This is a genomic window from Pseudomonas sp. X4 (assembly GCF_040784925.1).
Taxonomy (GTDB): domain Bacteria; phylum Pseudomonadota; class Gammaproteobacteria; order Pseudomonadales; family Pseudomonadaceae; genus Aquipseudomonas; species Aquipseudomonas putida_Z.
Window position 1 is genome coordinate 2619710 of the sequence record NZ_CP160798.1, and the last position, 22125, is coordinate 2641834.

The 22125-nt window shown below is 64.2% G+C and carries 18 protein-coding genes; 13 read left to right on the forward strand and 5 right to left on the reverse strand.

Going from position 1 to position 22125, the window contains the following annotated elements; genetic code table 11:
- Positions 1 to 63: 63 nt before the first annotated feature.
- From ABX298_RS11570 to ABX298_RS11595, 6 genes are all read left to right on the forward strand, one after another.
- A complete protein-coding gene (locus ABX298_RS11570) occupies positions 64 to 309 on the forward strand; it encodes a ferredoxin family protein (protein WP_008096634.1) in 246 nt (81 codons plus the stop codon).
- Between the two features lie 118 nt (positions 310 to 427).
- Positions 428 to 1834 carry an ABC transporter substrate-binding protein gene (locus ABX298_RS11575; RefSeq protein WP_367394405.1) on the forward strand — a complete coding sequence of 469 codons (1407 nt, stop codon included), beginning with the start codon at positions 428 to 430 and terminating at the stop codon, positions 1832 to 1834.
- A gap of 15 nt (positions 1835 to 1849) precedes the next feature.
- Complete coding sequence (locus tag ABX298_RS11580; protein WP_015268565.1) at positions 1850 to 2632, forward strand: ABC transporter permease; 783 nt, start codon at positions 1850 to 1852, stop codon at positions 2630 to 2632.
- Complete coding sequence (locus ABX298_RS11585) at positions 2632 to 3483, forward strand: ABC transporter ATP-binding protein (protein ID WP_367394406.1); 852 nt, start codon at positions 2632 to 2634, stop codon at positions 3481 to 3483. The genes ABX298_RS11580 and ABX298_RS11585 overlap by 1 nt, the downstream gene beginning before the upstream one ends.
- A complete protein-coding gene (locus ABX298_RS11590; protein WP_085618377.1) occupies positions 3480 to 4445 on the forward strand; it encodes a HEAT repeat domain-containing protein in 966 nt (321 codons plus the stop codon). The genes ABX298_RS11585 and ABX298_RS11590 overlap by 4 nt, the downstream gene beginning before the upstream one ends.
- Positions 4445 to 4726 carry a gamma-butyrobetaine hydroxylase-like domain-containing protein gene (locus tag ABX298_RS11595; protein ID WP_085591800.1) on the forward strand — a complete coding sequence of 94 codons (282 nt, stop codon included), beginning with the start codon at positions 4445 to 4447 and terminating at the stop codon, positions 4724 to 4726. The genes ABX298_RS11590 and ABX298_RS11595 overlap by 1 nt, the downstream gene beginning before the upstream one ends.
- Before the next feature lie 177 nt (positions 4727 to 4903).
- On the opposite strand, the gene ABX298_RS11600 is transcribed toward ABX298_RS11595, so the two are convergent.
- Both ABX298_RS11600 and ABX298_RS11605 read right to left on the reverse strand, forming a co-directional pair.
- Positions 4904 to 5767 carry an ABC transporter ATP-binding protein gene (locus ABX298_RS11600; protein ID WP_025337300.1) on the reverse strand — a complete coding sequence of 288 codons (864 nt, stop codon included), beginning with the start codon at positions 5765 to 5767 and terminating at the stop codon, positions 4904 to 4906.
- Entirely contained in the window at positions 5764 to 7365 is a 1602-nt protein-coding gene (locus ABX298_RS11605) for an ABC transporter permease (protein WP_367394407.1), read from the reverse strand. Before ABX298_RS11605 ends, ABX298_RS11600 begins: the two co-directional genes overlap by 4 nt.
- A gap of 297 nt (positions 7366 to 7662) precedes the next feature.
- Between ABX298_RS11605 and ABX298_RS11610 the strand changes: the two genes are divergently transcribed.
- Both ABX298_RS11610 and ABX298_RS11615 read left to right on the forward strand, forming a co-directional pair.
- A complete protein-coding gene (locus tag ABX298_RS11610) occupies positions 7663 to 8700 on the forward strand; it encodes an ABC transporter substrate-binding protein (protein WP_367394408.1) in 1038 nt (345 codons plus the stop codon).
- Positions 8701 to 8737: 37 nt separating this feature from the next.
- Positions 8738 to 9643, forward strand: a complete 906-nt coding sequence (locus tag ABX298_RS11615) for a TauD/TfdA dioxygenase family protein (protein WP_367394409.1) — start codon at positions 8738 to 8740, stop codon at positions 9641 to 9643.
- Between the two features lie 129 nt (positions 9644 to 9772).
- Here the strand turns inward: ABX298_RS11615 and ABX298_RS11620 are convergent, their stop codons facing one another.
- Positions 9773 to 10687: a LysR family transcriptional regulator gene (locus ABX298_RS11620; protein WP_075044302.1), complete on the reverse strand. Its 915-nt coding sequence runs from the start codon at positions 10685 to 10687 to the stop codon at positions 9773 to 9775.
- A gap of 192 nt (positions 10688 to 10879) precedes the next feature.
- Between ABX298_RS11620 and ABX298_RS11625 the strand changes: the two genes are divergently transcribed.
- The 5 genes from ABX298_RS11625 (at position 10880) to ABX298_RS11645 (ending at position 19550) form a co-directional block, all read left to right on the forward strand.
- Positions 10880 to 13216, forward strand: a complete 2337-nt coding sequence (locus ABX298_RS11625; RefSeq protein ID WP_085591806.1) for a TonB-dependent receptor — start codon at positions 10880 to 10882, stop codon at positions 13214 to 13216.
- A 17-nt stretch (positions 13217 to 13233) separates the two neighbouring features.
- Positions 13234 to 14910 (forward strand): aryl-sulfate sulfotransferase, encoded by a 1677-nt coding sequence (locus ABX298_RS11630; RefSeq protein ID WP_025337306.1) that lies wholly within the window; start codon positions 13234 to 13236, stop codon positions 14908 to 14910.
- 339 nt (positions 14911 to 15249) lie between these two features.
- Positions 15250 to 16692, forward strand: coding sequence for an NADP-dependent succinate-semialdehyde dehydrogenase (gabD, locus tag ABX298_RS11635; RefSeq protein ID WP_367394410.1), 1443 nt, complete (start codon positions 15250 to 15252; stop codon positions 16690 to 16692).
- A 183-nt stretch (positions 16693 to 16875) separates the two neighbouring features.
- Positions 16876 to 18153 carry a 4-aminobutyrate--2-oxoglutarate transaminase gene (gene gabT, locus ABX298_RS11640; protein ID WP_003255866.1) on the forward strand — a complete coding sequence of 426 codons (1278 nt, stop codon included), beginning with the start codon at positions 16876 to 16878 and terminating at the stop codon, positions 18151 to 18153.
- A gap of 137 nt (positions 18154 to 18290) precedes the next feature.
- A complete protein-coding gene (locus ABX298_RS11645; protein ID WP_075044305.1) occupies positions 18291 to 19550 on the forward strand; it encodes a response regulator in 1260 nt (419 codons plus the stop codon).
- Between the two features lie 189 nt (positions 19551 to 19739).
- On the opposite strand, the gene ABX298_RS11650 is transcribed toward ABX298_RS11645, so the two are convergent.
- Together ABX298_RS11650 and desA are read right to left on the reverse strand one after the other, a co-directional pair.
- A complete protein-coding gene (locus ABX298_RS11650; protein WP_039614264.1) occupies positions 19740 to 20768 on the reverse strand; it encodes a sensor domain-containing diguanylate cyclase in 1029 nt (342 codons plus the stop codon).
- Positions 20769 to 20868: 100 nt separating this feature from the next.
- Positions 20869 to 22053: a delta-9 fatty acid desaturase DesA gene (gene desA / locus ABX298_RS11655; protein WP_039614263.1), complete on the reverse strand. Its 1185-nt coding sequence runs from the start codon at positions 22051 to 22053 to the stop codon at positions 20869 to 20871.
- Between the last annotated feature and the right edge of the window lie 72 nt (positions 22054 to 22125).

The window sequence follows — 22125 nt, forward strand, 5'->3', positions numbered from 1 at the left end:
GCGACGCTCTGTCCTGTGAACACTTCGAAGAACGAGGGCCGCAGGCCCCGAGGACTCCGTGAAATGGCCTACCAGCCGCAAGAAATCTTCTTCCGCAGCAGCGCCCCCGTCACCATCGACGAAGACAAGTGCATCGCCGAAAAAGGCTGCACCGTCTGCGTGGAGGTTTGCCCCATGGACCTGCTGGCGATCAACCCGGCCACGCAGAAGGCCTACATGGCCTTCGACGAATGCTGGTACTGCATGCCCTGCGAAAAGGACTGCCCCACGGGTGCGGTGAAGGTCGACATCCCGTACCTGCTGCGCTGATTCATCCCGCCATCCGGCGCACCACCGGACGCCCTCCTGCTGTGCCCCTCGTTTCCCACCACCCAAGCCGGGCGGCGGAGACGACCCAACTCTTATAACGACTCGAGGGGAAACACCCATGCGCCTTGTTGCAACCGTGGCCGGCCTCGCGCTGGCGCTCACTGGCCTGAATGCCAGCGCCGAAACCATCCGCATCGCCATTGGCACCCAGGACACCACCATCAACTGCGCCACTGGTGGCCTGCTGATACGCGAGCTTGGCCTGCTGGACAAGTACCTACCGCATGACGGCAAATACAAAGATGCCAAGTATCAGGTGGAGTGGAAGAACTTCACCAGCGGTGCGCCACTGACCAATGAAATGGTCGCTGGCAAACTCGACTTCGGTGCAATGGCCGACTTCCCCGGGTCGTTCAACGGTGTTGCTCACCTGGATGCCGGCAAGCGCAGCCTGTTCATAAGCGTGCTGTCGGGCAGCGTGCACGGCAGCGGCAATGGCATCGTCGTACCGGCGGCGTCCAGCGTGCAGTCGCTGGCTGAACTCAAGGGCAGGACCATTTCCGTGCCGTTCGCCTCCACCGCCCACGGCATGCTGCTGCGTGCCGTAGCAGCCCAGGGCTGGGACCCGCAGAAGGATGTGCGAATCATCGCCCAGGCGCCGGAAATCGCCGATTCCGCCCTGCGTAGCAACCGCATCGAAGCCCATGCCGACTTCGTGCCGTTCGCCGAACTGTTCCCCAACCGCGGCTTCGCCCGCAAGATCTATGACGGCGCCCAGGCCAACGCACCGACCTTCCATGGCGCTTTGGTAGATGCCGATTATGCGAAGAAATACCCCGAAGTGGTCACCGCCTACCTGCGCGCCAGCCTCGAAGCCGATCGGCTGATCGCTGCGGAACCTGAGAAGTACAGCGAGTTGATCGAGAAAGTCACCGGCATCGAGGCCGAGGTCAATTACCTGTTCCACGGCCCGCTCGGCCTGCAGACCCGCGACCTGACATGGAAGCCTGAATACCGTCAGGCAGTCGCAACCTCCATCGATACGCTCAAGCTGCTTAAAAAGACCGACCGCGGCCTCGACACCGACAAGTTCATCGACGACCAATACATCCGTGCGGCCTTCAAGGAGGCTGGCCTGGACTACGACAAGGCGCTGAAAGACTACGATCCGCAGCCACTCAAGGCCAATGACGCGCTGACAGGCAAACCGATCACCGACTTCAGCCGCCTGGCACAGATCTGGGTGCGCGGTGAAGGCAAGGTCCGCCACTACGCTTCGCCGGAGGCCGCGCTTGGCGCCTTGGCCCAGCTGGAGCAGGAGGGCAAGGACATCCGCGCCATCTACGCCCAGGCCGCCGACAGCGGAATCAAGTTGCTGGCGAACCAGGCCTGGTTCGTGCGTAACGCCAAGGGTGAACTGGCAGCGTTCCTGCTCAAGGACCAGGCCGAGCAGTACGCCAAGGCCCATGGCGGTGAAGCGCTGGACTTCGTCAGCGCCAACCAGAAGCTGGTCGCCCAGCGCTGACCGGGAGGCACCGACATGACCTGCAACCTCAAGCGCTGGCCGGTACGCCTGGCTTCGCTGCTGGCCTGCCTGCTGTTCTGGCAGGTCGCGGCGAGCGTGAAGCTGGACCTCGGGCTGCTGACGTTCACCTATGTCCCCACACCGAAGGCGGTGCTGGAAGCTGCCTGGCAGTTGCTGACCTCCAGCACCCTGCTGGCGCACCTGGGCAGCAGCCTGTCACGGGTGTTTGCCGGTTATGGCGCCGCGGCGCTGATTGGCGTGGCCCTGGGGTTGTTGATCGGCCGCTCGAAATGGGCCGAGGACACCCTGCTGCCGCCACTCGAAGTGCTGCGGCCGATTCCTGCGGTGGCGTGGATCCCGCTGGCGATCCTGATGTTCCCGTCGTCGGAACTGTCGATGGTGTTCATAACGTTCACTGGCGCGCTGTTCCCGATCCTGCTGAACACCGTGCACGGCGTCGAGGCCATCGACCCGCGCCTGGTGGCGTCGGCGCGCAGCCTCGGTGCAGAACGTTGGTCGATCCTGCGCGAAGTGGTGTTGCCTGGAGCGCTGCCAAGCATCGTCACTGGCCTGGCCATCGGCATGGGGACTTCATGGTTCTGCCTGGTCACCGCCGAGATGATTTCCGGACAGTTCGGTATCGGCTACTACACCTGGGAGTCGTACACCTTGCAAAACTACCCGGACATCATCGTCGGCATGCTGCTGATCGGCGTGCTGGGTATGGGCAGCAGCGCCCTGGTCAAGCGACTTGGGGAATTGGCCACGCCTTGGTACCGCACGCGGAGGGCCAGCTGATGAACAGTTATCAACCAGCACCAGGGCGTATCGACGGGCGTGGCCTGTCGATTCGACTGGGGCACGGCAGCGAAGCATTCGAGGCGGTGCAGCGTCTGGACTTTGCCGTAGAGCCAGGCGAGTTCGTCTGCATCCTTGGCCCCTCCGGTTGTGGCAAGTCGACGTTGCTTGGCGCCCTGGCCGGGCACCTGGTGCCCAGCAGCGGCCAGTTGAGCGTGGATGGCCAGACCGTTGCCGGGCCGTCACCGCAGCGTGGCATGGTGTTTCAGCACCACACCTTGCTGCCTTGGCGTAGCGTGCTCGACAACGTGGCCTTTGGTCTGAAGATGCAGGGCCAGGGCCGCGCCGAACGTCGCCGGCAGGCTCGTGAAATGCTGCAACTGGTGGGGCTGGGCGACTTTGCCGGGCGCTGGCCCAGCCAGCTTTCCGGCGGTATGCAGCAACGGGCCGAGATTGCCCGGGTGCTGATCAACCGCCCGCGCCTTTTGCTGATGGACGAACCCTTCGGTGCCCTGGATGCGCAAACCCGTGCACGCATGCAGGAGCTGTTGCTGGATATCTGGGCAAGCATCCGCACCACCGTGGTGTTCGTCACCCACGATATCGACGAGGCGCTGTTCCTGGCCGACCGTATCCTGGTGATGAGCCCGCGACCTGGCCGCTTTATCGAAGACCTGCACCTGGAGTTTCCGCGCCCACGCCGCGCCAGCCTGCTGACCAGCCCTGAATTCACTCACCTCAAGCGTCACTGTCTGGCCTTGCTCCGTCACGAGGAAGGCCGCGAACTGCCGCGCCTGACCCCGCTGGGCCTGCCGGACACTGAGCACCCACCGCTACGGATCGCGCTATGACTGAACGAACGACTGACAATCCCGACATCCTTGCTCTTCTGCCTCGCCTTGGTGCCGCTGATGCAGGCGTGCGCCGCATCGCCCTGATCGAACTGGCCGACCTGGAAGACCCGGATGGCTTGCCATGGCTCACCGATGCACTGCTGGTGGATGCCGCCGACGAGGTGCGTGCCGAGGCCGCGCGCCTGCTCGAGGCCTGGGAAGAACCCGAAGTTGTGCAGGCCCTGTGCGCTGCGCTGGCCGATGCTGCCGAGCCGGTACGGCTGGCTGCCGCCCAGAGCCTCAGCGAACTCAAGAGCCTTGAAACTGGTCAGCTGATCCTGCCATGGGTCAAACATGCCGATGCCTTCGTCCGTGCCAGCGCCCTGCGTGCCTTGCGCGAGCTGCGCCTGGAAGATGCTGCAGAGCCTGCACTGCTGGCCCTGGCCGATGGCGACGCCGCGGTCCGGCGTGAGGCAGTGGGCATTCTTGGCTGGCTCAAGCACCAGCCGGCATTGCCAGCATTGGCAAAGCTTGCCGCAGACGAGCCGGACACCGAGGTGCGCCGCGCGGCCATTGGTGCGCTGGGCCTCGCCCGCGACAGCGCGGTGGTGCCAGCATTGGTGGCTGCATTGGCTGACAAGGCCTGGCAAGTGCGCGAAGAAGCCGCCACCACGCTAGGCAAGGTGGGCCTGGCCCCAGCAGGCCCGGCACTGGTAAATGCCCTTGCCGATGACTTCTGGCAAGTACGTCTGCGTGCGGCGCGGTCCCTGGGGCGGCTGCGTCATGCTGCGGCCCTGGACGCGCTTGGCGAGTTGCTCGGCCACGGCATTGCCAATCTGCGCAAGGAGGCGGCTCTGGCCCTGGGTGAGCTGGGCCAGGCGCGTGCCTTGCCGGTGCTGCAGGCCGCCGAGGCCGATAGCGACCCCGAGGTGCGCAAGGCTGTGCGGATCGCCATGGCGCAACTGCGCGGGGCCTCCTGATGAACGCCCCGCAAGCTATTCGCAACATGCGCGGGCCCGGGCAATTGGTGCTGCAGTGGCAAGACGGCGAACACAGCTTCAGCCATGCCCGCCTGCGCGGTGCTTGCCCCTGTTCACAATGCCGAGCGGCACGGCTGCAGGGGAGCATCAGCCTGGTTCGCGATGATGTGCGCGTGGTGCAAATCGAGCCGCAAGGATATGGCGTGCAGCTGGTGTTCAGCGATGGGCATGAGCGGGGTATCTATCCTTGGGCTTACCTGCGTGACCTCAGTGCCCGGTGAGACCTGAATTCGCAAGCGGTCCGCGTACCCTGTGGGAGCGGCTTTAGCCGCGAAGAATCCAACTCGGTGCATGGCACCGGCTGCGCCGGTGTTCGCGGCTAAAGCCGCTCCCACAGGGGCCCTGCTAATTCAGTGAGTCATGGGCAGTTCTATGAGTACGGGCCCGTTCCCACAGGCTCAGAGCGCAATCAGCTCCGGCCTCAGCCCTTCGACCCGTCGCACCGGCGGCGTCAGGTAGCCGCCATCCCCGGTGATCTGGTGCAGCACCTTCTCCCGCAGCTCGTGAAGTGCCACGCCCGTACGCAACCGTGGGTGTGGCAGGTCGATCTCCACCACCGACTTGATCCGCCCCGGGCGCGGCTCCAGAACCACCACCCGGTCGGCCAGGTAGGTGGCCTCCTCGGCGTCATGGGTGACCAGCAGCGTGGTGATGCCGGCACGTTCGCGAATGGCCAGCAGCTCGTCCTGCAGTTGCTGGCGGGTCAGCGCATCTAGCGCGCCGAACGGCTCGTCGAGCAGCAGGATACGCGGGCTGGCTACCAGGCCTCGGGCGATCGCCACGCGCTGGGCCATGCCGCCGGACAGCTGGTGTGGGTAGGCCGACTCGAAGCCGACCAGCCCCACCAGTTGCACGAACTCGTGTACCCGCCGCGCGCGCTCACCCTGGGTGAGCGGTTCGTTGACCAGGCCCAGGGCAATGTTCTGTTCCACGCTCAGCCAGGGGAACAGCCGGTGTTCCTGAAACACGATGCCGCGTTCGCTACCAATGCCGCTGACAGTGTGGCCGTCCACACGGATGTTGCCGCTGTAGTCGGTATCCAGCCCTACCAGCAGGCGCAGCAGGGTGGATTTGCCACAGCCGGAAGCACCAACGATGGCGATGAACTCACCCTGGTTGATCGACAGGTTGAAGTTGCGGATGGCTTCCAGCGGCTGGCCATCGACGCTGAACACTTTGCCGACCCCCTCGAAGCTGACCAGGGGCGGGGTGACGTCGGGCTGGTTGGCCGCGTGAAGGTGCGAGGTATTGAAGGCGTTCATGCGGTTCTCCAGCGCGTGGCGCGCGATTCGAGGCGTTGTCCAAGGGTGCCGAGCAGGGCGCCGACCAGGCCGATCAGCAGCATGGCGGCCATTACCTGGTCCATGCGGAACAGTTGCTGGGCGCCGATCATCAGGCTGGCGATGCCACCGTCCGAGGGCATGAAGTATTCGGCACCGATGGTGCCCAGCCAGGCGTAGATCAGCGACAGGCGCAGGCCGGCAAAAATGGCCGGGGCTGCGCCGGGCAGCACCAGCAGGCGCAGGCGTTGCCACAGGTTCAGGCGCAGGGTGCGCGCGGCTTCACCCAGCTGCGGCGAGAGGCTGGCGATACCGCGCTGGGTGGCGATCAGCAACGGGAAGAACGCAGCCATGCCGACGAATACCTGCTTGGCCCCTTCACCCAGGCCGAACCAGGCTGTGAGCAGCGGCACCCAGGCAAACAGCGCCACCTGACGCAAGGCCGACAGGCTGGGCCCGAAGATACGTTCGGCATTGGCCGAAAGCCCCAACAGCAAACCGACCAGCAGGCCAGCGCTACCGCCCAGCAGCAAGCCGGCCAAAGCGCGCTGCAGGCTCAGCAGCAAGGCTTGCGGCAGCGAACCATCGGCCAGGCCGGTCAGCAGGGTGCGCAACACTTCAAGTGGCGAGGTCAGGATGTTGCTGTCGACCCAGCCAAAGCTGCTGCTGGCCTGCCACAGTGCCAACAGTGCCAGTGGCAGCAGCAGGCTTTGCCAACCCCGCGGCACGGGGCCACGGTGCTGCTCCCCTGTGGCCGCTTGCGGCCAGTACAGCAGGCGCTTTTCCAGGGCCGAGAAGCCGCGCTCCAGCAGTGCGCCGACCAGGCCGATCACCAGGATGCACAGCAGCACCAGGTCGAGCATGAACAGCTGCCGTCCCCACACCATCAGGTAGCCAATCCCTTCGCTGGAGGCCAGCAGTTCGACCGCCAGCAGCGAGGTCCAGCCGGTGGCCAGGGCCAGGCGTACGCCGGTGAGGAAGGCGGGCAGGGCAGCCGGAAGCAGCAGGCGCAGGAACATTAGATGGCGAGGCAGGCGCAGCACCGCAGCGGCCTCTCGCAGCTTGGGCTGGGCATCGCGTACACCGACCAGCGTGTGCAAGGTAACGGGGACCACCACGGCTTTCACCAGCACCACCAGCTTGAGCAACTCGCCGATCCCGAAGAACAGCATGAACAACGGGATCCAGGCCAGGGTAGGTATCTGTGCCAGCGCCACGAAGGTCGGCAGCACCAGCGTCTGCGCCCGCCGCGAAGCACCCAGCCAGACCCCCAGCAGCAACCCGCTGCCGATGCCGACCGCCAGCCCCCAGAACAACCGCTGCAAGCTTATCCACAGGTGCCCCCACAGCTCGCCGGAGCCAAACTCCACCGCGCTCTGCCACACCAATGCTGGCGCCGGCAGGATCTGCTCGCTCATCCAGTGCTCCCGGCTGGCCACTACCCACAGCAGTGCAACCAGCACAGGCAAGACCCAGGGCAACAAGCGGGCGCGATCCTTGTGGGAGCGGCCTTGCGTCGCGAAAGGGTCGCGCAGCGACCCCCGGAACAATCCCCGACCTCTGCTCAGAATTCCATTCATCGGCCATCTCTCGAAGCGTTGTTAGATTATTCATTTATGGAATTAAAAATTCTAAAAAATGACTTTCAAGAGATAAGAGCATGCGCTTCATGCATACGGAAGCCCCTCGCCGTTGCGTTTTCCTCATATTTTCCATGCGTTTTCCGCAAGCCAGCCGCAGGCCCGCATGCCGCCTGATTTATGCCTTTCAGTTACTGAAGAATGAAGTTTTGATCTTTGTAGGTTCTAACCAGACCTGCCTAGCTTCTGGCCAAAGCGCCGGCCATCGCCGGTGGCAGCCTGCCAAGGAGCCTTGCCATGAAAACCCCGCTGCGCCACCTGATCACCGCCCTTGGGCTGGCCTTCACCCTCAGCGCCCACGCAGCTGAACCGGCCAAGCCAGCAAGCATCCGCATCGCCGTGCCCGACCTCAGCGCGGGCAGCAAGCCCAGCGCCGGTGGCGTGGTCGACGTGCTGCGTGACCAGCAACTGCTGGAGAAGGAATTCGCCAAGGACAACATTCGCATCGACTGGCACTTCTTCAAGGGCGCCGGGCCGGTGGTGAACGAAGCGTTGGCCAACGGCCAGGCCGATTTCGCCTACCTCGGCGACCTGGCCGCCATCGTCGGCAAGGCCAATGGCCTGGATACCCGCGTGCTGTCGGCGGGGGTACGTGGGGTGAAGAGCTACCTGGGCGTGGTGCCCGGGTCCGGCATCAAGACCCTGCACGACCTCAAAGGCAAGCGCGTGGCGGTGTTCCGTGGCACCGCCAACCAGCTGTCGTTCGCCAGCGCCCTGGCCAGTCAGAGGCTTAGCGAGCGCGAGCTGAAGGTGATCAACCTGGACTTCAACGCCGCCAATGCCGCGCTGGCCGCCAAGCAGATCGACGCCACCTGGGGCCTGTCCAACCTGCTGTCGCTGCGCGAGCGCGGGCTGGTCGAGCTACCGGTCAACTCGCGTGACCTGGAAGGTGCCGGCAGTACCCAGGCGGTGCTGCTGGGCACTGGCGATTTCATCCGCAAATACCCCGAGCTGGTGCAACGCCTGGTCAATGCCCAGCAACAGGCCAGCGCCTGGCTGCGCGACGAACACAACCGCGAGGCCTATGTCGAGTTGGTGGCCAGCAATGCCAACTGGCCGCGCAGCATCCTCAGCGACGACCTGGCCAAGGAAGACCTGGCCCATTACTTCGATCCACGGCTGGACGCCGAATTCGTCGGCCAGTTGCAACAGGGTGTGGACCTGGCCGCCAAGGAGCGCCTGATCCGTCGTGGCTTCCAGGTGGCCGACTGGATCGAACCACGCTTCCTCGATGCCGCCCTGCAACAGAAGCAGGCCGTCCAGGCCGCCCGCTGAACCCCGATAACCCGACAATGACCGCAAGGACACGACCATGAGCAACGCCGCCCTGGCCACCGCGCCACAAACCCTCGAACTCGACATCCACCCGGTTGCCGGCCGCATCGGTGCCGAAATTCGCGGGGTGCAATTGTCCGCCGACCTTGATGCCGCCACCCTCGACGCCATCCAGGCCGCGCTGGTGAAGCACAAGGTGATCTTCTTCCGTGGCCAGACCCACCTGGATGACCAAAGCCAGGAAGCCTTCGCCAAGTTGCTCGGTGAGCCGGTCGCCCACCCCACCGTGCCGGTGGTGGATGGCACCAGCTACCTGTTGCAGCTCGATGGTGCCGAAGGCCAGCGGGCCAACTCCTGGCACACCGACGTGACCTTCGTCGACGCCTACCCCAAAGCCTCGATCCTGCGCAGTGTGGTGGCACCGGCATCCGGTGGTGACACCGTGTGGGCCAACACCGCCACGGCCTACCAGGAGCTGCCCGAGCCGCTGCGCGAGCTGGCCGACAAACTGTGGGCGGTGCACAGCAACGAATACGATTACGCCAGCGTGAAGCCCGATGTGGACCCCGCCAAGCTGGAGCGCTATCGCAAAGTGTTCACCTCGACGGTGTACGAGACCGAGCACCCGGTGGTGCGCGTGCATCCGATCAGTGGCGAGCGGGTGCTGCAGCTGGGGCATTTCGTGAAGCGCATCAAAGGTTATTCGCTGGCGGATTCGCAGCACCTGTTCGCGGTGCTGCAAGGGCATGTGACGCGCCTGGAGAACACCGTTCGCTGGCGCTGGCAGGCGGGGGACGTGGCGATCTGGGATAACCGCGCGACGCAGCATTATGCGCTGGATGATTACGGGACCCAGCCGCGGGTGGTGCGGCGGGTGACCCTGGCGGGTGAGGTGCCGGTCGGGGTGGATGGGCAACTCAGCCGCACTACGCGTAAAGGCTGATATCGCCGGGGCCGCTTTGCGGCCCTATCGCCGGCAAGCCAGCTCCCACAGGTACATCACAGGCCAGAAGGCAGCGGTGATCTTGTGGGAGCTGGCTTGCCGGCGATTCGGGGGCAAAGCCCCCGCCAGCTACAACTCGGTATCGCAGGCAATCAACTGCCTGACCAGCCCCTGAGCCAACGGCGATAGCCCATACCCCACCCGGCTCACCACCCCATAACGGGTATAGAACGCTTCTTCCTGCTCCACCGTCAGGTCGGCCAGCTGCAATGCCACCAATCCCCCATCACGCTGATACGGACGCAAGTTGGCATTGCAGGCAATGCCGATGGTGTCCGAATGCATCACCACATTCAGCAGTGCATAGCCATGCTCGCACTCCACCGTCGGCAGAAAATCCTGCCGACCGCTGAGGTCGCTGAGGATCTTGCGGATGTTCGGCGGGCGGAAGGTGGTGGCCAGGGGGTAGTCGAACAGGTCGCGCGCCCGAACGCTCTCGCGCTCGGTCAACGGGTGCCCGACGCGGCAGCAGAAATGCCAGCGCTGCGGCGTCAGCTTGTGCACCTGGTAGTCCGGGTCGGACTCGAACTGGCGGGTGTCAGCGACGAAGAACTCGATCTCCTCGGCAACCAGCTTGCGGTTCAGCGCCTGCCAGTTGTCCACCTGGAAGCAGGTACGTGCCGCGGGGTATTCGGCGACGAAGCGTGCCACCGCCCGCGGTACCAAACCCCCTGCCGGCGCCGGGCCGGAGCCGAAACGCACCACGCCGGTAGTGGCACCGTTGAACTGATGGATCTCGTTGACCAGGTTGTGCGCCCCATGCACCAGCCGCCGCGAATGCTCCAGCACCAGCAGGCCCTGGCGAGTCGGCGCCAGCTCCTTGCTGGCGCGGTCCACCAGGCGGCAGCCGATGTTGTGCTCGAGGGTCTGGATGCTGCGGCTGAACGCTGATTGCGACAGGTTCACCGCTGCCGCCGCAGCAACGAAGCTGCGGTGCTCGACAAGGGCAATGTAGTGGCGCAGCTGACGGAGATCGATATGCATTTTTTACATTGAAACTTTCGGTCGAATGCAATTGCTGACAAGGGTTAGCCCCCTTATAAAGGGAGTCACTTATTCCACAAAATATGAATTACAAATATTTATATCACCTAAAAGAATATAAGCCCGACTGACCGCGATTCGGTTCCGCCAACGGAAATGCTCGCCAGGGCCCATGCCTCAAGGAGCATTTGCATGTCCGGAGTTTCCCGTTGGCCTGCGCGCGCGTCGCGTTTCACCTTGCAACCCTTGGCTGCCGGCGTGCTGCTGGCGGCGTCCTCTGCCAGCTTCGCCGAAGAGCCAGTCAGCGCCACCCCGGCGGTGGAGCAGGAAGCCAAGCTCGGCACTGTCACGGTCAATGCCCGCCGCCGCGAAGAAACCGCGCAAAGCGTGCCCACGCCGATCAGCGTGCTCGACAGCGAAACCCTGGAAAGCCAACGCATCTACCGCGTGCAGGACCTGCAGCAATTAGTACCCAGCACCAACGTCGCCTACGTTCATGCCCGGCAGTCGAGCATTTCGATCCGTGGCCTGGGCAACAACCCCGCCAGTGATGGCCTGGAAGGCAGCGTCGGCATCTACCTGGACAACGTCTACCTCGGCCGACCCGGCATGGCGGTGTTCGACCTGCTGGATGTGGAGCAACTGGAGGTGCTGCGCGGCCCGCAAGGTACGCTGTTCGGCAAGAACACCACCGCTGGCGTGCTCAACATCACCACGCGCAAGCCCACCTTCCACCGCGAGGGCAGCATCCAGCAGTCGTTTGGTGAAGACGGTTACCTGCAAACCCAAGGCAGCTTCTCGGGGCCGATCAGCGACACACTGGCCGGGCGCATCAGCGCCTATCGCACCGAAGACGACGGCTATGTGAAGAACATCCACAACGGCGACGACCTCAACGGCGGCAAGCGCCAAGGTTTTCGTACCCAGCTGCTGTTCAAACCGAGCGAAACCTTCAACCTGCGCTGGATCGGCGAATACAACGAAGAAGACTCCGACAACGGCATCCTCAGCCTGTACAGCACCGGCCCTACCATCAATGGCGTCAACCGCTACGAAAGCCTGGCCGCCCAGGCCGGCGCGACGTTGGTGTCGGGCAAGCACCGCAAGGTGAACTTCGACGCTGACCAGCAGGTGACGGTGTTCCAGGGCGGTACCTCGGTGGAGGCCAACTGGACCCTGCCCAACGACTTCACCCTGACCTCGATCACCGCCTACCGCTGGTGGGACTTCACCCCGCGCAACGACGACGGCCTAAACGTGCCGGTGTTCTACAGCGCCGGGGTATCGGTGCGCGACAAGCAGTACTCGCAGGAAATCCGCCTGGCTTCGCCCACCGGTGGTGCCTTCGACTACGTGCTGGGCGCGTACTACTTCAAGCAGGACCTGGACAACAAATCCTTCACTTTCTACGGGCCGCAGGCGGACATCTGGAACCTCACCCCGGCCGGCGCCCTGGCCAACGTCGACACCATTGGCAACGGGCACATCGACACGGACAGCTACGCGCTGTTCGCCCAGGGCACCTGGCACATCACCGACCGCCTGGACTTCACCGCCGGCGTTCGCGGCACCTATGAAGAAAAGAGCGCCTGGGTGACCCGCGATGCACCAACCGGCGGTGCGGCAGTAACCGGGGCCGCCGCAGCAGCACGCCAGGGCCGGGTAGGCGCCTACGATTCAGGCGACCTCAACCAGTACAGCTTCAGCCCCTCTGGCCTGCTGGGCCTGAGCTACCGCTTCAACGAGCAATTGCTGGGCTACGCCACCCTGACCCACGGCGAGAAGTCTGGCGGCATCAACCTTACCGTTGGCGCTGCGCCACGGCTGGGTACCGACTCGCTGCTGGTCGGCACCGAGCGGGTCAACAACGCCGAACTCGGCTTGAAAAGCTCGCTGTTCGACGACCGCCTGCAACTCAATACCAACCTGTTCTGGGCCGAAGTGCATGGCTACCAGGCCAACGTCTACGACCAGATCAACCGCGTGCAGTACCTGGCCAACGCCGGCCGCGTGCGCTCGCGTGGCCTGGAGTTCGAAGCCACGGCGCTGCCGCTGCGCGGCCTCACGGTCAACTTCAACGGCTCGTGGAACGACGTGCGCTACACCGAGTACAAGGACGCCCCATGCCCGCCGGAAGTGAGCCTGGCCAATGCCACCGCCACCTGCGATTTGTCCGGCCACCAGGTGGTCGGCGCCTCCAAGTACATCGCCAACCTCAACACCCAGTACAAGTGGCAGGCCAGCGAGCACATCGAACCCTACGTCACCGCCAGCTACGCCTTCCGCTCCAAGGCGGTGGGCACCATCGACGATTCCGATTTCGGCCAGATCCCCAGCTACGCGCTGGTCAACCTTTCCGCCGGTGTGCGCCTGGACCAGGGCGACGGCGTGGTCGACCTGTCGTTGTGGGTGAAGAACGCCGGTGACAAGACCTATTTCACCAGCCTGTGGAACTCCGCCAACGGTGGCTATGCCGGCGTGCTCGGTACCCCGCGCACTTTCGGCGCCACCGCCCGTTACGACTTCTGAGCACAAGGAGCTATGCCATGAATGCCAAGACCGAAACCCCTGCATTGCCTGAAGGCGCCTGCCTGACCGCCAAGGTTCCCGAACGTGACGAGGCGCTGCTCGGCGACGTGGTGGTCAACCCGTATCGCCTGGCGCCGCTGACCGCGATCATTCGCGACGGTGGGCGCAGCCTCAGTGCCGCGCACGTGCGCGTGCTGGGGCGGGGCGAGCGCGGTGTGGACATCGCCTACGAGGTGTCCGACCGTTCGTTGTGGACCTATGGCGGCATCCCGGTATTCGGCCTGTACCCGGATCACGTCAACCAGGTGGAAGTGACCTACAAGCTCGACGGCGAGCGCATCCGCGAGCAGTACCAGATCTACGCCCCGGCCGTGCGCCTGCCGGTGGTGGCCAGGCAGACCGCTGCCTTGCCTGAAGTGCAGCCAGTCAAGGTAGCGCCAGGTTTTGAACAGCGCCTGTACCTGTTCAACCACCTGCAGGGGGACATCCCGGGCGGGCGCGCCTTCAAGTGGAATGCCCTCGGCGGTGCGGCGGAATGGGACCAGGTGGGCAACAACTGGATCGCCGACAGCAATGGCGACGTGCGCTGGTACCTGGACATCGAGCAGATCCACGACTCCAACCGCCGCGATGGCCTGGGCGGCACCATGGGCTTCCAGCAGACCCGCGACGGCAAGCTGATCTGGGGCCAGGGCCAGACCTACTCCAAGTACGACCTGCTGGGCCGGCGCATCTGGCAGCGCAGCCTGCCCGACAAGTTCGCCGACTTCTCCCATGAAATCCGCGAGACCGCCAATGGCACCTACCTGCTGCGGGTGGGCACCAGCGACTATCGCCGGCCCGACGGCAAGCGCGTGCGCTCGATCCGCGACCACATCATCGAGGTCGACGAGGCCGGTGATGTACTGGACTTCTGGGACCTCAACCAGATCCTCGACCCGTACCGTGGCGACCTGCTGGAAACCCTGGGCAAGGCAGCCATCCAGTTGCCGGCCGGGGTGCAGAAACAGGACGAGCGTCTGGCCAACGAACTGGCCGAGGGTGACCTGCCCTTTGGTGACACCCCGGGGGTGGGCACCGGGCGTAACTGGGCGCACGTCAATGCCATCGACTACGACGCCGATGACGACAGCATCATCGTTTCAGCACGGCACCAAGGCGTGGTGAAGATCGGCCGCGACAAGCAGGTGAAGTGGATTCTCGCCTCGCCCCAAGGCTGGCCTGAGCGTCTGCGCGAGAAAGTGCTGAAGCCGGTGGCGAGCGAAGGCTTCGACTGGTCCTGGACCCAGCACACCGCCTGGCTGACCGGAAAAGGCACACTGACCGTGTTCGACAACGGCTGGGGCCGCGACTTTGCGCCGACCAGGCTGACCGGCAACTACAGCCGGGCGGTGGAGTACCGCATCGACGAGGCCAAGGGCACGGTCGAACAGGTGTGGGAATATGGCAAAGAGCGCGGCGACGAGTGGTACAGCCCGGTGACCTCGGTGGTGGCCTACCGGCCGGAGACCGACACCCAGTTCATCTACTCGGCGTCGGTGAACTTCCTGACCCCGGAGAAACTGACCACCACCGTGCTCAACGAGGTGCGGCGCGGGACCCAGGAGGTGCTGGTGGAGCTGAAGGTGCACAGCCGGCAGCCGGGCAGCGTGGGTTACCGAGCCCTGGTGATCGACCTGGCCAAGGCCTTCTGACCCATCCCTTCCGGGAGGGCCGTCGGTCCTCCCATCACATTTCCTTCAGCTCGTTCGTCTAACCTTTACTGACCCTATCGCCGGCAAGCCAGCTCCCACAGGGACCCCACAAAATTCAGCACCTGTGGGGTCCCTGTGGGAGCTGGCTTGCCGGCGATAGGGCCGGTTGCTACGGCACAGAAATGTGAAATTTCCGCCAGGGTGTTCAACCATTCGTTCTTTTTTTCGAACAGCCTATTGTCCAACACCCCAGCAGCCGCTTAGCATTCGTTTGAGATTTCAAACGCTCGATGCCCTGCCTTGGGCGCTTTTCAACAATCAACAATTCGGGAAGCCGACATGCAGCTCAAAGACGCTCAGTTGTTCCGCCAGCAAGCCTACATCAATGGTGAGTGGCTGGATGCGGACAACGGCCAGACCATCAAGGTCACCAACCCGGCCACTGGTGAAGTCATCGGTAGCGTGCCGAAGATGGGCACCGCGGAAACCCGCCGCGCCATCGAAGCCGCCGACAAGGCTCTGCCGGCCTGGCGTGCCCTGACCGCCAAGGAGCGTTCGGCCAAGCTGCGTCGCTGGTTCGAACTGATGATCGAGAACCAGGACGACCTGGCTCGCCTGATGACCACCGAACAAGGCAAGCCGCTGGCCGAAGCCAAGGGCGAAATCGCCTACGCTGCCTCGTTCATCGAGTGGTTCGCCGAAGAAGCCAAGCGCGTCTACGGTGACACCATCCCGGGCCACCAGCCAGACAAGCGCCTGATCGTCATCAAGCAGCCAATCGGTGTTACCGCGGCCATCACCCCGTGGAACTTCCCGGCCGCCATGATCACCCGTAAAGCCGGCCCGGCCCTGGCCGCTGGCTGCACCATGGTGCTCAAGCCTGCCTCGCAGACCCCGTACTCCGCCCTGGCCCTGGTCGAGCTGGCCCACCGTGCCGGCATCCCGGCTGGCGTACTGAGCGTGGTTACCGGCAGCGCTGGTGAAGTTGGCGGTGAACTGACCGGCAACTCCCTGGTCCGCAAGCTGTCCTTCACCGGCTCGACCGAAATCGGTCGCCAGCTGATGGAAGAATGCGCCAAGGACATCAAGAAGGTTTCCCTGGAGCTGGGTGGCAACGCCCCGTTCATCGTGTTCGACGACGCCGACCTGGACAAGGCGGTCGAGGGCGCGATCATCTCCAAGTACCGCAACAACGGCCAGACCTGCGTCTGCGCCAACCGTATCTACGTGCAGGACGGCGTCTACGACGCGTTCGCCCAGAAGCTGGCCGCCGCTGTTGCCAAGCTGAAGATCGGTAACGGCCTGGAAGAAGGCACCACCACTGGCCCGCTGATCGACGGCAAGGCTGTCGCCAAGGTCCAGGAACACATCGAAGACGCCGTTGGCAAAGGCGCCAAGGTACTGTCCGGTGGCAAGATCATCGAAGGCAACTTCTTCGAGCCGACCATTCTGGTCGACGTACCGAAGACCGCTGCCGTCGCCAAGGAAGAGACCTTCGGCCCGCTGGCGCCGCTGTTCCGCTTCAAGGACGAGGCCGAAGTCATCGCCATGTCCAACGACACCGAGTTCGGCCTGGCCTCGTACTTCTACGCCCGCGACATGAGCCGTGTGTTCCGTGTTGCCGAAGCCCTGGAATACGGCATGGTAGGTATCAACACCGGCCTGATCTCCAACGAAGTGGCACCGTTCGGTGGCATCAAGGCTTCGGGCCTGGGCCGCGAAGGTTCCAAGTACGGTATCGAGGACTACCTCGAAATCAAATACCTGTGCATCAGCGTCTGATAGCACGGTAACGGCTTTACCTCTGCCAGCGGGGCGCGAGAGCGACGTCTCGCTGGCCTTTTTTACATCGCAGCACCTGGTGGCCAGGGCGTTCACGGCAGTCGATCAACGAATACTGTTCGCGAGCACTCCCAGCCACCCCCGAATAAAAGCGCCACTCCAGACCGGCGCAATGAGGGCATTATGAGCAAGACCAACGAATCCTTGATGCAACGTCGTGTCGCCGCCGTCCCACGTGGCGTTGGCCAGATCCACCCGATCTTCGTCGATACCGCGAAGAACTCGACCGTGATCGACGTTGAAGGCCGCGAACTGATCGACTTCGCCGGCGGCATCGCAGTACTGAACACCGGCCACCTGCACCCGAAAGTGGTTGCGGCCGTGCAAGAGCAGCTGACCAAGGTCAGCCACACCTGCTTCCAGGTGCTGGCCTACGAACCTTATGTAGAGCTGTGCGAAAAGATCAACAAGCTGGTCCCAGGCGACTTCGACAAGAAGACCCTGCTGGTCACCACCGGCTCCGAAGCCGTTGAAAACGCCGTCAAGATCGCCCGTGCCGCCACTGGCCGCGCTGGCGTCATCGCCTTCACCGGCGGCTACCACGGCCGTACCATGATGACCCTGGGCCTGACCGGCAAGGTCGTGCCGTACTCCGCTGGCATGGGCCTGATGCCAGGTGGCATCTTCCGCGCCCTGTTCCCGAGCGAACTGCACGGCATCAGCGTTGACGACGCCATCGCCTCGGTCGAGCGCATCTTCAAGAACGACGCCGAGCCGCGCGACATCGCCGCGATCATCCTCGAGCCGGTACAAGGCGAAGGCGGCTTCCTGCCAGCGCCGAAAGAGCTGATGAAGCGCCTGCGCGCCCTGTGCGACCAGCACGGCATCCTGCTGATCGCCGACGAAGTACAGACCGGCGCTGGCCGTACTGGCACCTTCTTCGCCATGGAACAGATGGGCGTTGCGCCTGACCTGACCACCTTCGCCAAATCCATCGCTGGCGGCTTCCCGCTGGCCGGTGTGTGCGGCAAGGCCGAGTACATGGACGCCATCGCTCCTGGCGGCCTGGGCGGCACCTACGCCGGTTCGCCGATCGCTTGCGCCGCGGCCCTGGCCGTGATCGAAGTGTTCGAAGAAGAGAAACTGCTGGATCGCAGCAAAGCTGTGGGTGAGCGCCTGACCGCTGGCCTGCGCGAAATCCAGAAGAAGTACCCGATCATCGGCGACGTCCGTGGTCTGGGCTCGATGATCGCTGTCGAAGTCTTCGAGAAAGGCACTCACACCCCGAACGCTGCTGCCGTTGGCCAGGTTGTCGCCAAGGCGCGCGAGAAGGGCCTGATCCTGCTGTCCTGCGGCACCTACGGCAACGTCCTGCGTATCCTGGTTCCGCTGACCGCCGAAGACGCTCTGCTGGACAAAGGCCTGGCTATCATCGAAGAGTGCTTCGCTGAAATCGCCTGATGTGACGTGCTTCAGAAAAAACCCGCTTCGGCGGGTTTTTTTTTGTGCCCAGGAAAGCCGTGGGGCGCTATCGTTGTCGGAGGATTTGCTCAGGAAGCTGCGACGGACTGTGTGTCAGGGCTATTCAGGAGTTGGCGATGAACGCTGCAGACCCCACCCCACCAAGTGTACTGATTGTCGAGGGCGACCCCTGGGTACGCGACATGCTCAGCGAAATGCTGTTGAGCGTGCGCTGTGATGCCCGGCTGCAGGTCTGCGCCGACGGCTCGCAGGCCTTGAGTGCGCTGTCCAGTAAACCCGACCTGATCATCGCCGCGCGCGAACTGGCCGGTGTCGATGGCCTCGACTTGTTGCGCAAGGTGCGCGCCAAAGGTTCGGGGTTGCCGTTCATTCTCATGAGCAACCGCAGCGACAGTGCCAGTGTGCGCGAAGCACTGCCCTTGCACCCCACGGCCTACCTGAGCAAGCCGCTGAACCTGGACACCCTGCGCAAGCGCCTGGAAGAGCTGCTGCTGGCGGTTGGCGAAGAGATCGCCTGCCCGGTGCCGGCCTTGCAGGCTGGTGCCAGCCTGCCGGCCTACCTCGAACAGCGTCGCGCTACCGCCGATGGCGGGCCGCTGCTGGCCGATGTGCAGGTGGCGATCAAGCGCGCGCTCAACCCCCAGGGCCTGAACCTGAGAGTGCTCGAAGAGGAAGTGCAGGGCGACCCGCAGATCACCGCCGTGCTGATCGCTGCGGCCAACAGCGCAGCGCTGCACCGCGAAGCACCGGTGCAAACGTTGCTGCAGGCCTTGAACAAGCTTGGCAGCACCCAGAGCATGAACCTGATCCTGGGCATGACCCTCAAGCGCAGTGCGCGCCTCAGTGACCCGCTGCTGGCGGAGCATGCGGCCCGTTACTGGGAGTTGTCGCTGCACGCTGCCGAATATGGCCGCACCTTGGCACGCATGCTCGAGCTGGACGAAGGGCGTTGTTATTGCGCGGGGTTGCTGCATTGCCTGGGTGACCTGGCGGTGCTGCGCTGCCTGCAGGAATGGCGGCTGGCCGGGGGCGAGCTGGATGAGGACCAGGTGCAGCTGTCGCTCAACGAGTTCGGGGCGGCGTTCGGCTCGGCGCTGCGTACGCGCTGGCGGTTGCCGCTGGGGTTGCGCGAGTTGATTGCGGCGATCTACCAGCTGGGCGGCGGGGTGTATTCGCGGGAGATCCTGGCCATGAACCTGGCCGGGCAGTTGTCGCGGCTGCCGGCCGAGCAGGGGCTGGAGAAGGTGGCCAGCAGCAAGACCGCGCGGCTGCTCAAGCTTGGCCTGCCGGAACTGAGGCGGTTGCGTAAGGTGGAGAACCCTGAGGTGAAACCCCAGGAAGAGCCGCCGGTAGCTGAGGCCGAGGTTTCCAGCTGAGATTTTGGGGCTAGGTTCGTTGAACCCGGCGCAGATCCTGTGGGAGGGGCCTTGTGTCGCGAAAGGGCTGCGAAGCAGCCCCAGCAATTTGTGCATCTGCGCTGAGATCCAGGGGCTGCTTTGCAGCCCTTTCGCGACACAAGGCCGCTCCCACAGGGACCGTACAGGCCAGCAAGTGGTGTAAAACAGTCAGCCGCGGACGATCTGGTTCTTGCCCTGTCGCTTGGCCTGGTACATCGCCGCATCGGCCCTGGCATACAGGCTGTCCAGCGCCACATCCTCGTCAGTCAGCCCGGTCACCCCCTGGCTCACCGTCACCCCGTAGGTCTGCTCCCCATGGCTGAAGCTCAGCCGCTGGATCTGCCGTTGCAAGCGCTCGGCAATCTGCTCCGCGACCTGGGCACTACAGCCGGGGAACACTGCCGCGAACTCCTCGCCACCAATGCGCCCGAACAGGTCACCTCGGCGTAGCACGGCCTTGCCGCTATCGGCGATCTGCTGCAACACCTGGTCGCCTTCCTGGTGACCGTAGCTGTCGTTGATGCGTTTGAAGTCGTCGATGTCCAGCAGCAGGAAGGCCAGTGGCGTACCGTCTTCGCGGGCGCTGTCGAAGGCTTGCTGGGCGCATTCGAAAAAGTGCCGGCGGTTGCTGCTCTGGGTCAGCACGTCGGTGGTGGCCAAGCGCTGCAGTTCACCTTCGAGCTGCTTCTTCTCGGTGATGTCTTCGGCGATGCCGACGATGATCACCCGGTCACCATCGCGTTGCTGGTTGATGTAGCACTTGTCGCTCAGCCAGCGTAGCTGGCCGTCGGCATTGAGGATGCGGTACTCGCGGTCTTCCACCGAGCCCTTGAGCAGTACCTGGGCCAGGCTGCGCTCGGCGAACTCCAGGTCGTCGGGGTAGATGCTGTCGCGCCACTCGTTGTAGTCGGCCAGCACCAGGCTGGCCGGGCGGCCGAAGATGCGTTCGTAGGCGGGGCTGACGTACAGCACCTGACGGGTTTCCCAGTCGAAGGCCCATAACACCGCGTTGACGCTGTCGAGCAGCGAGCTGAACAGCTGCTCGCGCTCGCTCAGGCGGGCAACCTCGCCCTGGGCGTGGAGCAGCGCAAGCAAGGTCTGGGCGGCTTCGGGAGGCGGGGTGCCGGGCAGTGTCGTTGGAATGTTCTTGGCCATGTGCACGGAGCAGATCTCGGCGTGAAAGCGTGCGGCCAGCATCTGGCCCGCCACGCGGGCGATGTGCCAGATATGAGTGTAAACGAGAGGGCGAAGTTCCGAGCGGCACGCCCCGCCAAAGGGGCGTGCCGATCAACGGCGGTCAGGCGCCGGTCGGGCGCAGGGAGTAGGTCTTGAGCTGTGCCGCGAAGTCGCGCAGGGCATGGATGCCGCTGGTTTCCGCCTCGTGTACCCAGTCCTTCATGGCGGCCAGCATGTCGTGGCCGTTGGCGCTGGTGCGCGCCCAGATCTGCTGCAGTGCCAGGCGTTTTTCGTAGATGGTCTTCAGCGCCTGGCTGTGGGCGAGCATCGACTCGATGCGCACATGGTGGCGGTCTTCCAGCAGGCTGGTCTCGCGCGACAACAGGCGCTTGGCGCGGCGGAAGTGGTGGCGCAGCGAGGCATCGACGCGGGCCAGTTCCTGCTTGACCAGCGGGCCGATCACCAGCTTGCGGTACTGGGCCATGATCTGGAAACGGTTGTTGAGGATGGCCATGGCGGTGTCCATGTCCAGGCTGGCCTTGCCGGCCACCCGGTGGGCGATGGGCGCGACGCGCTGCACCTTGGCCAGGCGCAGCAGGCAGAACAGGCGGATCCACGCCCAACCCATGTCGAACTCCCAGCGCTTGACCGACAGCTTGGCCGAGTTGGGGTAGGTGTGGTGGTTGTTGTGCAGCTCTTCGCCACCGATGACGATGCCCCACGGCACCAGGTTGGTGGCGGCGTCGCGGCACTCGAAGTTGCGGTAGCCGAGGGCATGCCCCAGGCCGTTGACCACGCCGGCGGCCCAGAACGGAATCCACATCATCTGCACTGCCCAGATGGTGATGCCGATGGTGCCGAACAGCAGCAGGTCGATTACCGCCATCAGCGCGATGCCACCCAGCTTGTAGCGCGAGTAGAGGTTGCGCTCGATCCAGTCGTCCGGGCAGTTCTTGCCGTAGATGCGCAGGGTTTCGGGGTTGCGCGCCTCTTCCCGGTAAAGCTCGGCACCCTTGCGCAGCACCGTGCCCAGGCCCTTGTACAGCGGGCTGTGCGGGTCGTCGGGGGTTTCGCACTTGGCGTGGTGCTTGCGGTGGACGGCAGTCCATTCGCGGGTGTTCTGCGCCGTGGTCAGCCACAGCCAGAAACGGAAGAAGTGCTTGAGCGCGCCATTGAGCTCCAGGGCCCGGTGCGCGGAATAGCGGTGCAGGTAGACCGTGACGCTGACGATGGTCACGTGGGTCATCAGCAGTGTGATGCCGACCAGTTGCCAGGCCGACAAGTCGAGCAGGCCGTTGTACCACATAGGTGTAAATACCCTCGGAATGCAGGAGGAGGGGCTGATTATCCCTTGGGCAGGAAATAAATACAGTCACCC

Coding starts and splice junctions, on each gene's coding strand:
- ABX298_RS11605 (WP_367394407.1), bottom strand. CDS start 7,365: ATGAATGGAATTCTGAGCAGAGGTCGGGGATTGTTCCGGGGGTCGCTG.
- desA (WP_039614263.1), bottom strand. CDS start 22,053: ATGTGGTACAACGGCCTGCTCGACTTGTCGGCCTGGCAACTGGTCGGC.
- gabT (WP_003255866.1), top strand. CDS start 16,876: ATGAGCAAGACCAACGAATCCTTGATGCAACGTCGTGTCGCCGCCGTC.
- ABX298_RS11645 (WP_075044305.1), top strand. CDS start 18,291: ATGAACGCTGCAGACCCCACCCCACCAAGTGTACTGATTGTCGAGGGC.
- ABX298_RS11600 (WP_025337300.1), bottom strand. CDS start 5,767: ATGAACGCCTTCAATACCTCGCACCTTCACGCGGCCAACCAGCCCGAC.
- ABX298_RS11590 (WP_085618377.1), top strand. CDS start 3,480: ATGACTGAACGAACGACTGACAATCCCGACATCCTTGCTCTTCTGCCT.
- ABX298_RS11585 (WP_367394406.1), top strand. CDS start 2,632: ATGAACAGTTATCAACCAGCACCAGGGCGTATCGACGGGCGTGGCCTG.
- ABX298_RS11630 (WP_025337306.1), top strand. CDS start 13,234: ATGAATGCCAAGACCGAAACCCCTGCATTGCCTGAAGGCGCCTGCCTG.
- ABX298_RS11615 (WP_367394409.1), top strand. CDS start 8,738: ATGAGCAACGCCGCCCTGGCCACCGCGCCACAAACCCTCGAACTCGAC.
- ABX298_RS11595 (WP_085591800.1), top strand. CDS start 4,445: ATGAACGCCCCGCAAGCTATTCGCAACATGCGCGGGCCCGGGCAATTG.
- gabD (WP_367394410.1), top strand. CDS start 15,250: ATGCAGCTCAAAGACGCTCAGTTGTTCCGCCAGCAAGCCTACATCAAT.
- ABX298_RS11580 (WP_015268565.1), top strand. CDS start 1,850: ATGACCTGCAACCTCAAGCGCTGGCCGGTACGCCTGGCTTCGCTGCTG.
- ABX298_RS11570 (WP_008096634.1), top strand. CDS start 64: ATGGCCTACCAGCCGCAAGAAATCTTCTTCCGCAGCAGCGCCCCCGTC.
- ABX298_RS11610 (WP_367394408.1), top strand. CDS start 7,663: ATGAAAACCCCGCTGCGCCACCTGATCACCGCCCTTGGGCTGGCCTTC.
- ABX298_RS11620 (WP_075044302.1), bottom strand. CDS start 10,687: ATGCATATCGATCTCCGTCAGCTGCGCCACTACATTGCCCTTGTCGAG.
- ABX298_RS11625 (WP_085591806.1), top strand. CDS start 10,880: ATGTCCGGAGTTTCCCGTTGGCCTGCGCGCGCGTCGCGTTTCACCTTG.
- ABX298_RS11650 (WP_039614264.1), bottom strand. CDS start 20,768: ATGCTGGCCGCACGCTTTCACGCCGAGATCTGCTCCGTGCACATGGCC.
- ABX298_RS11575 (WP_367394405.1), top strand. CDS start 428: ATGCGCCTTGTTGCAACCGTGGCCGGCCTCGCGCTGGCGCTCACTGGC.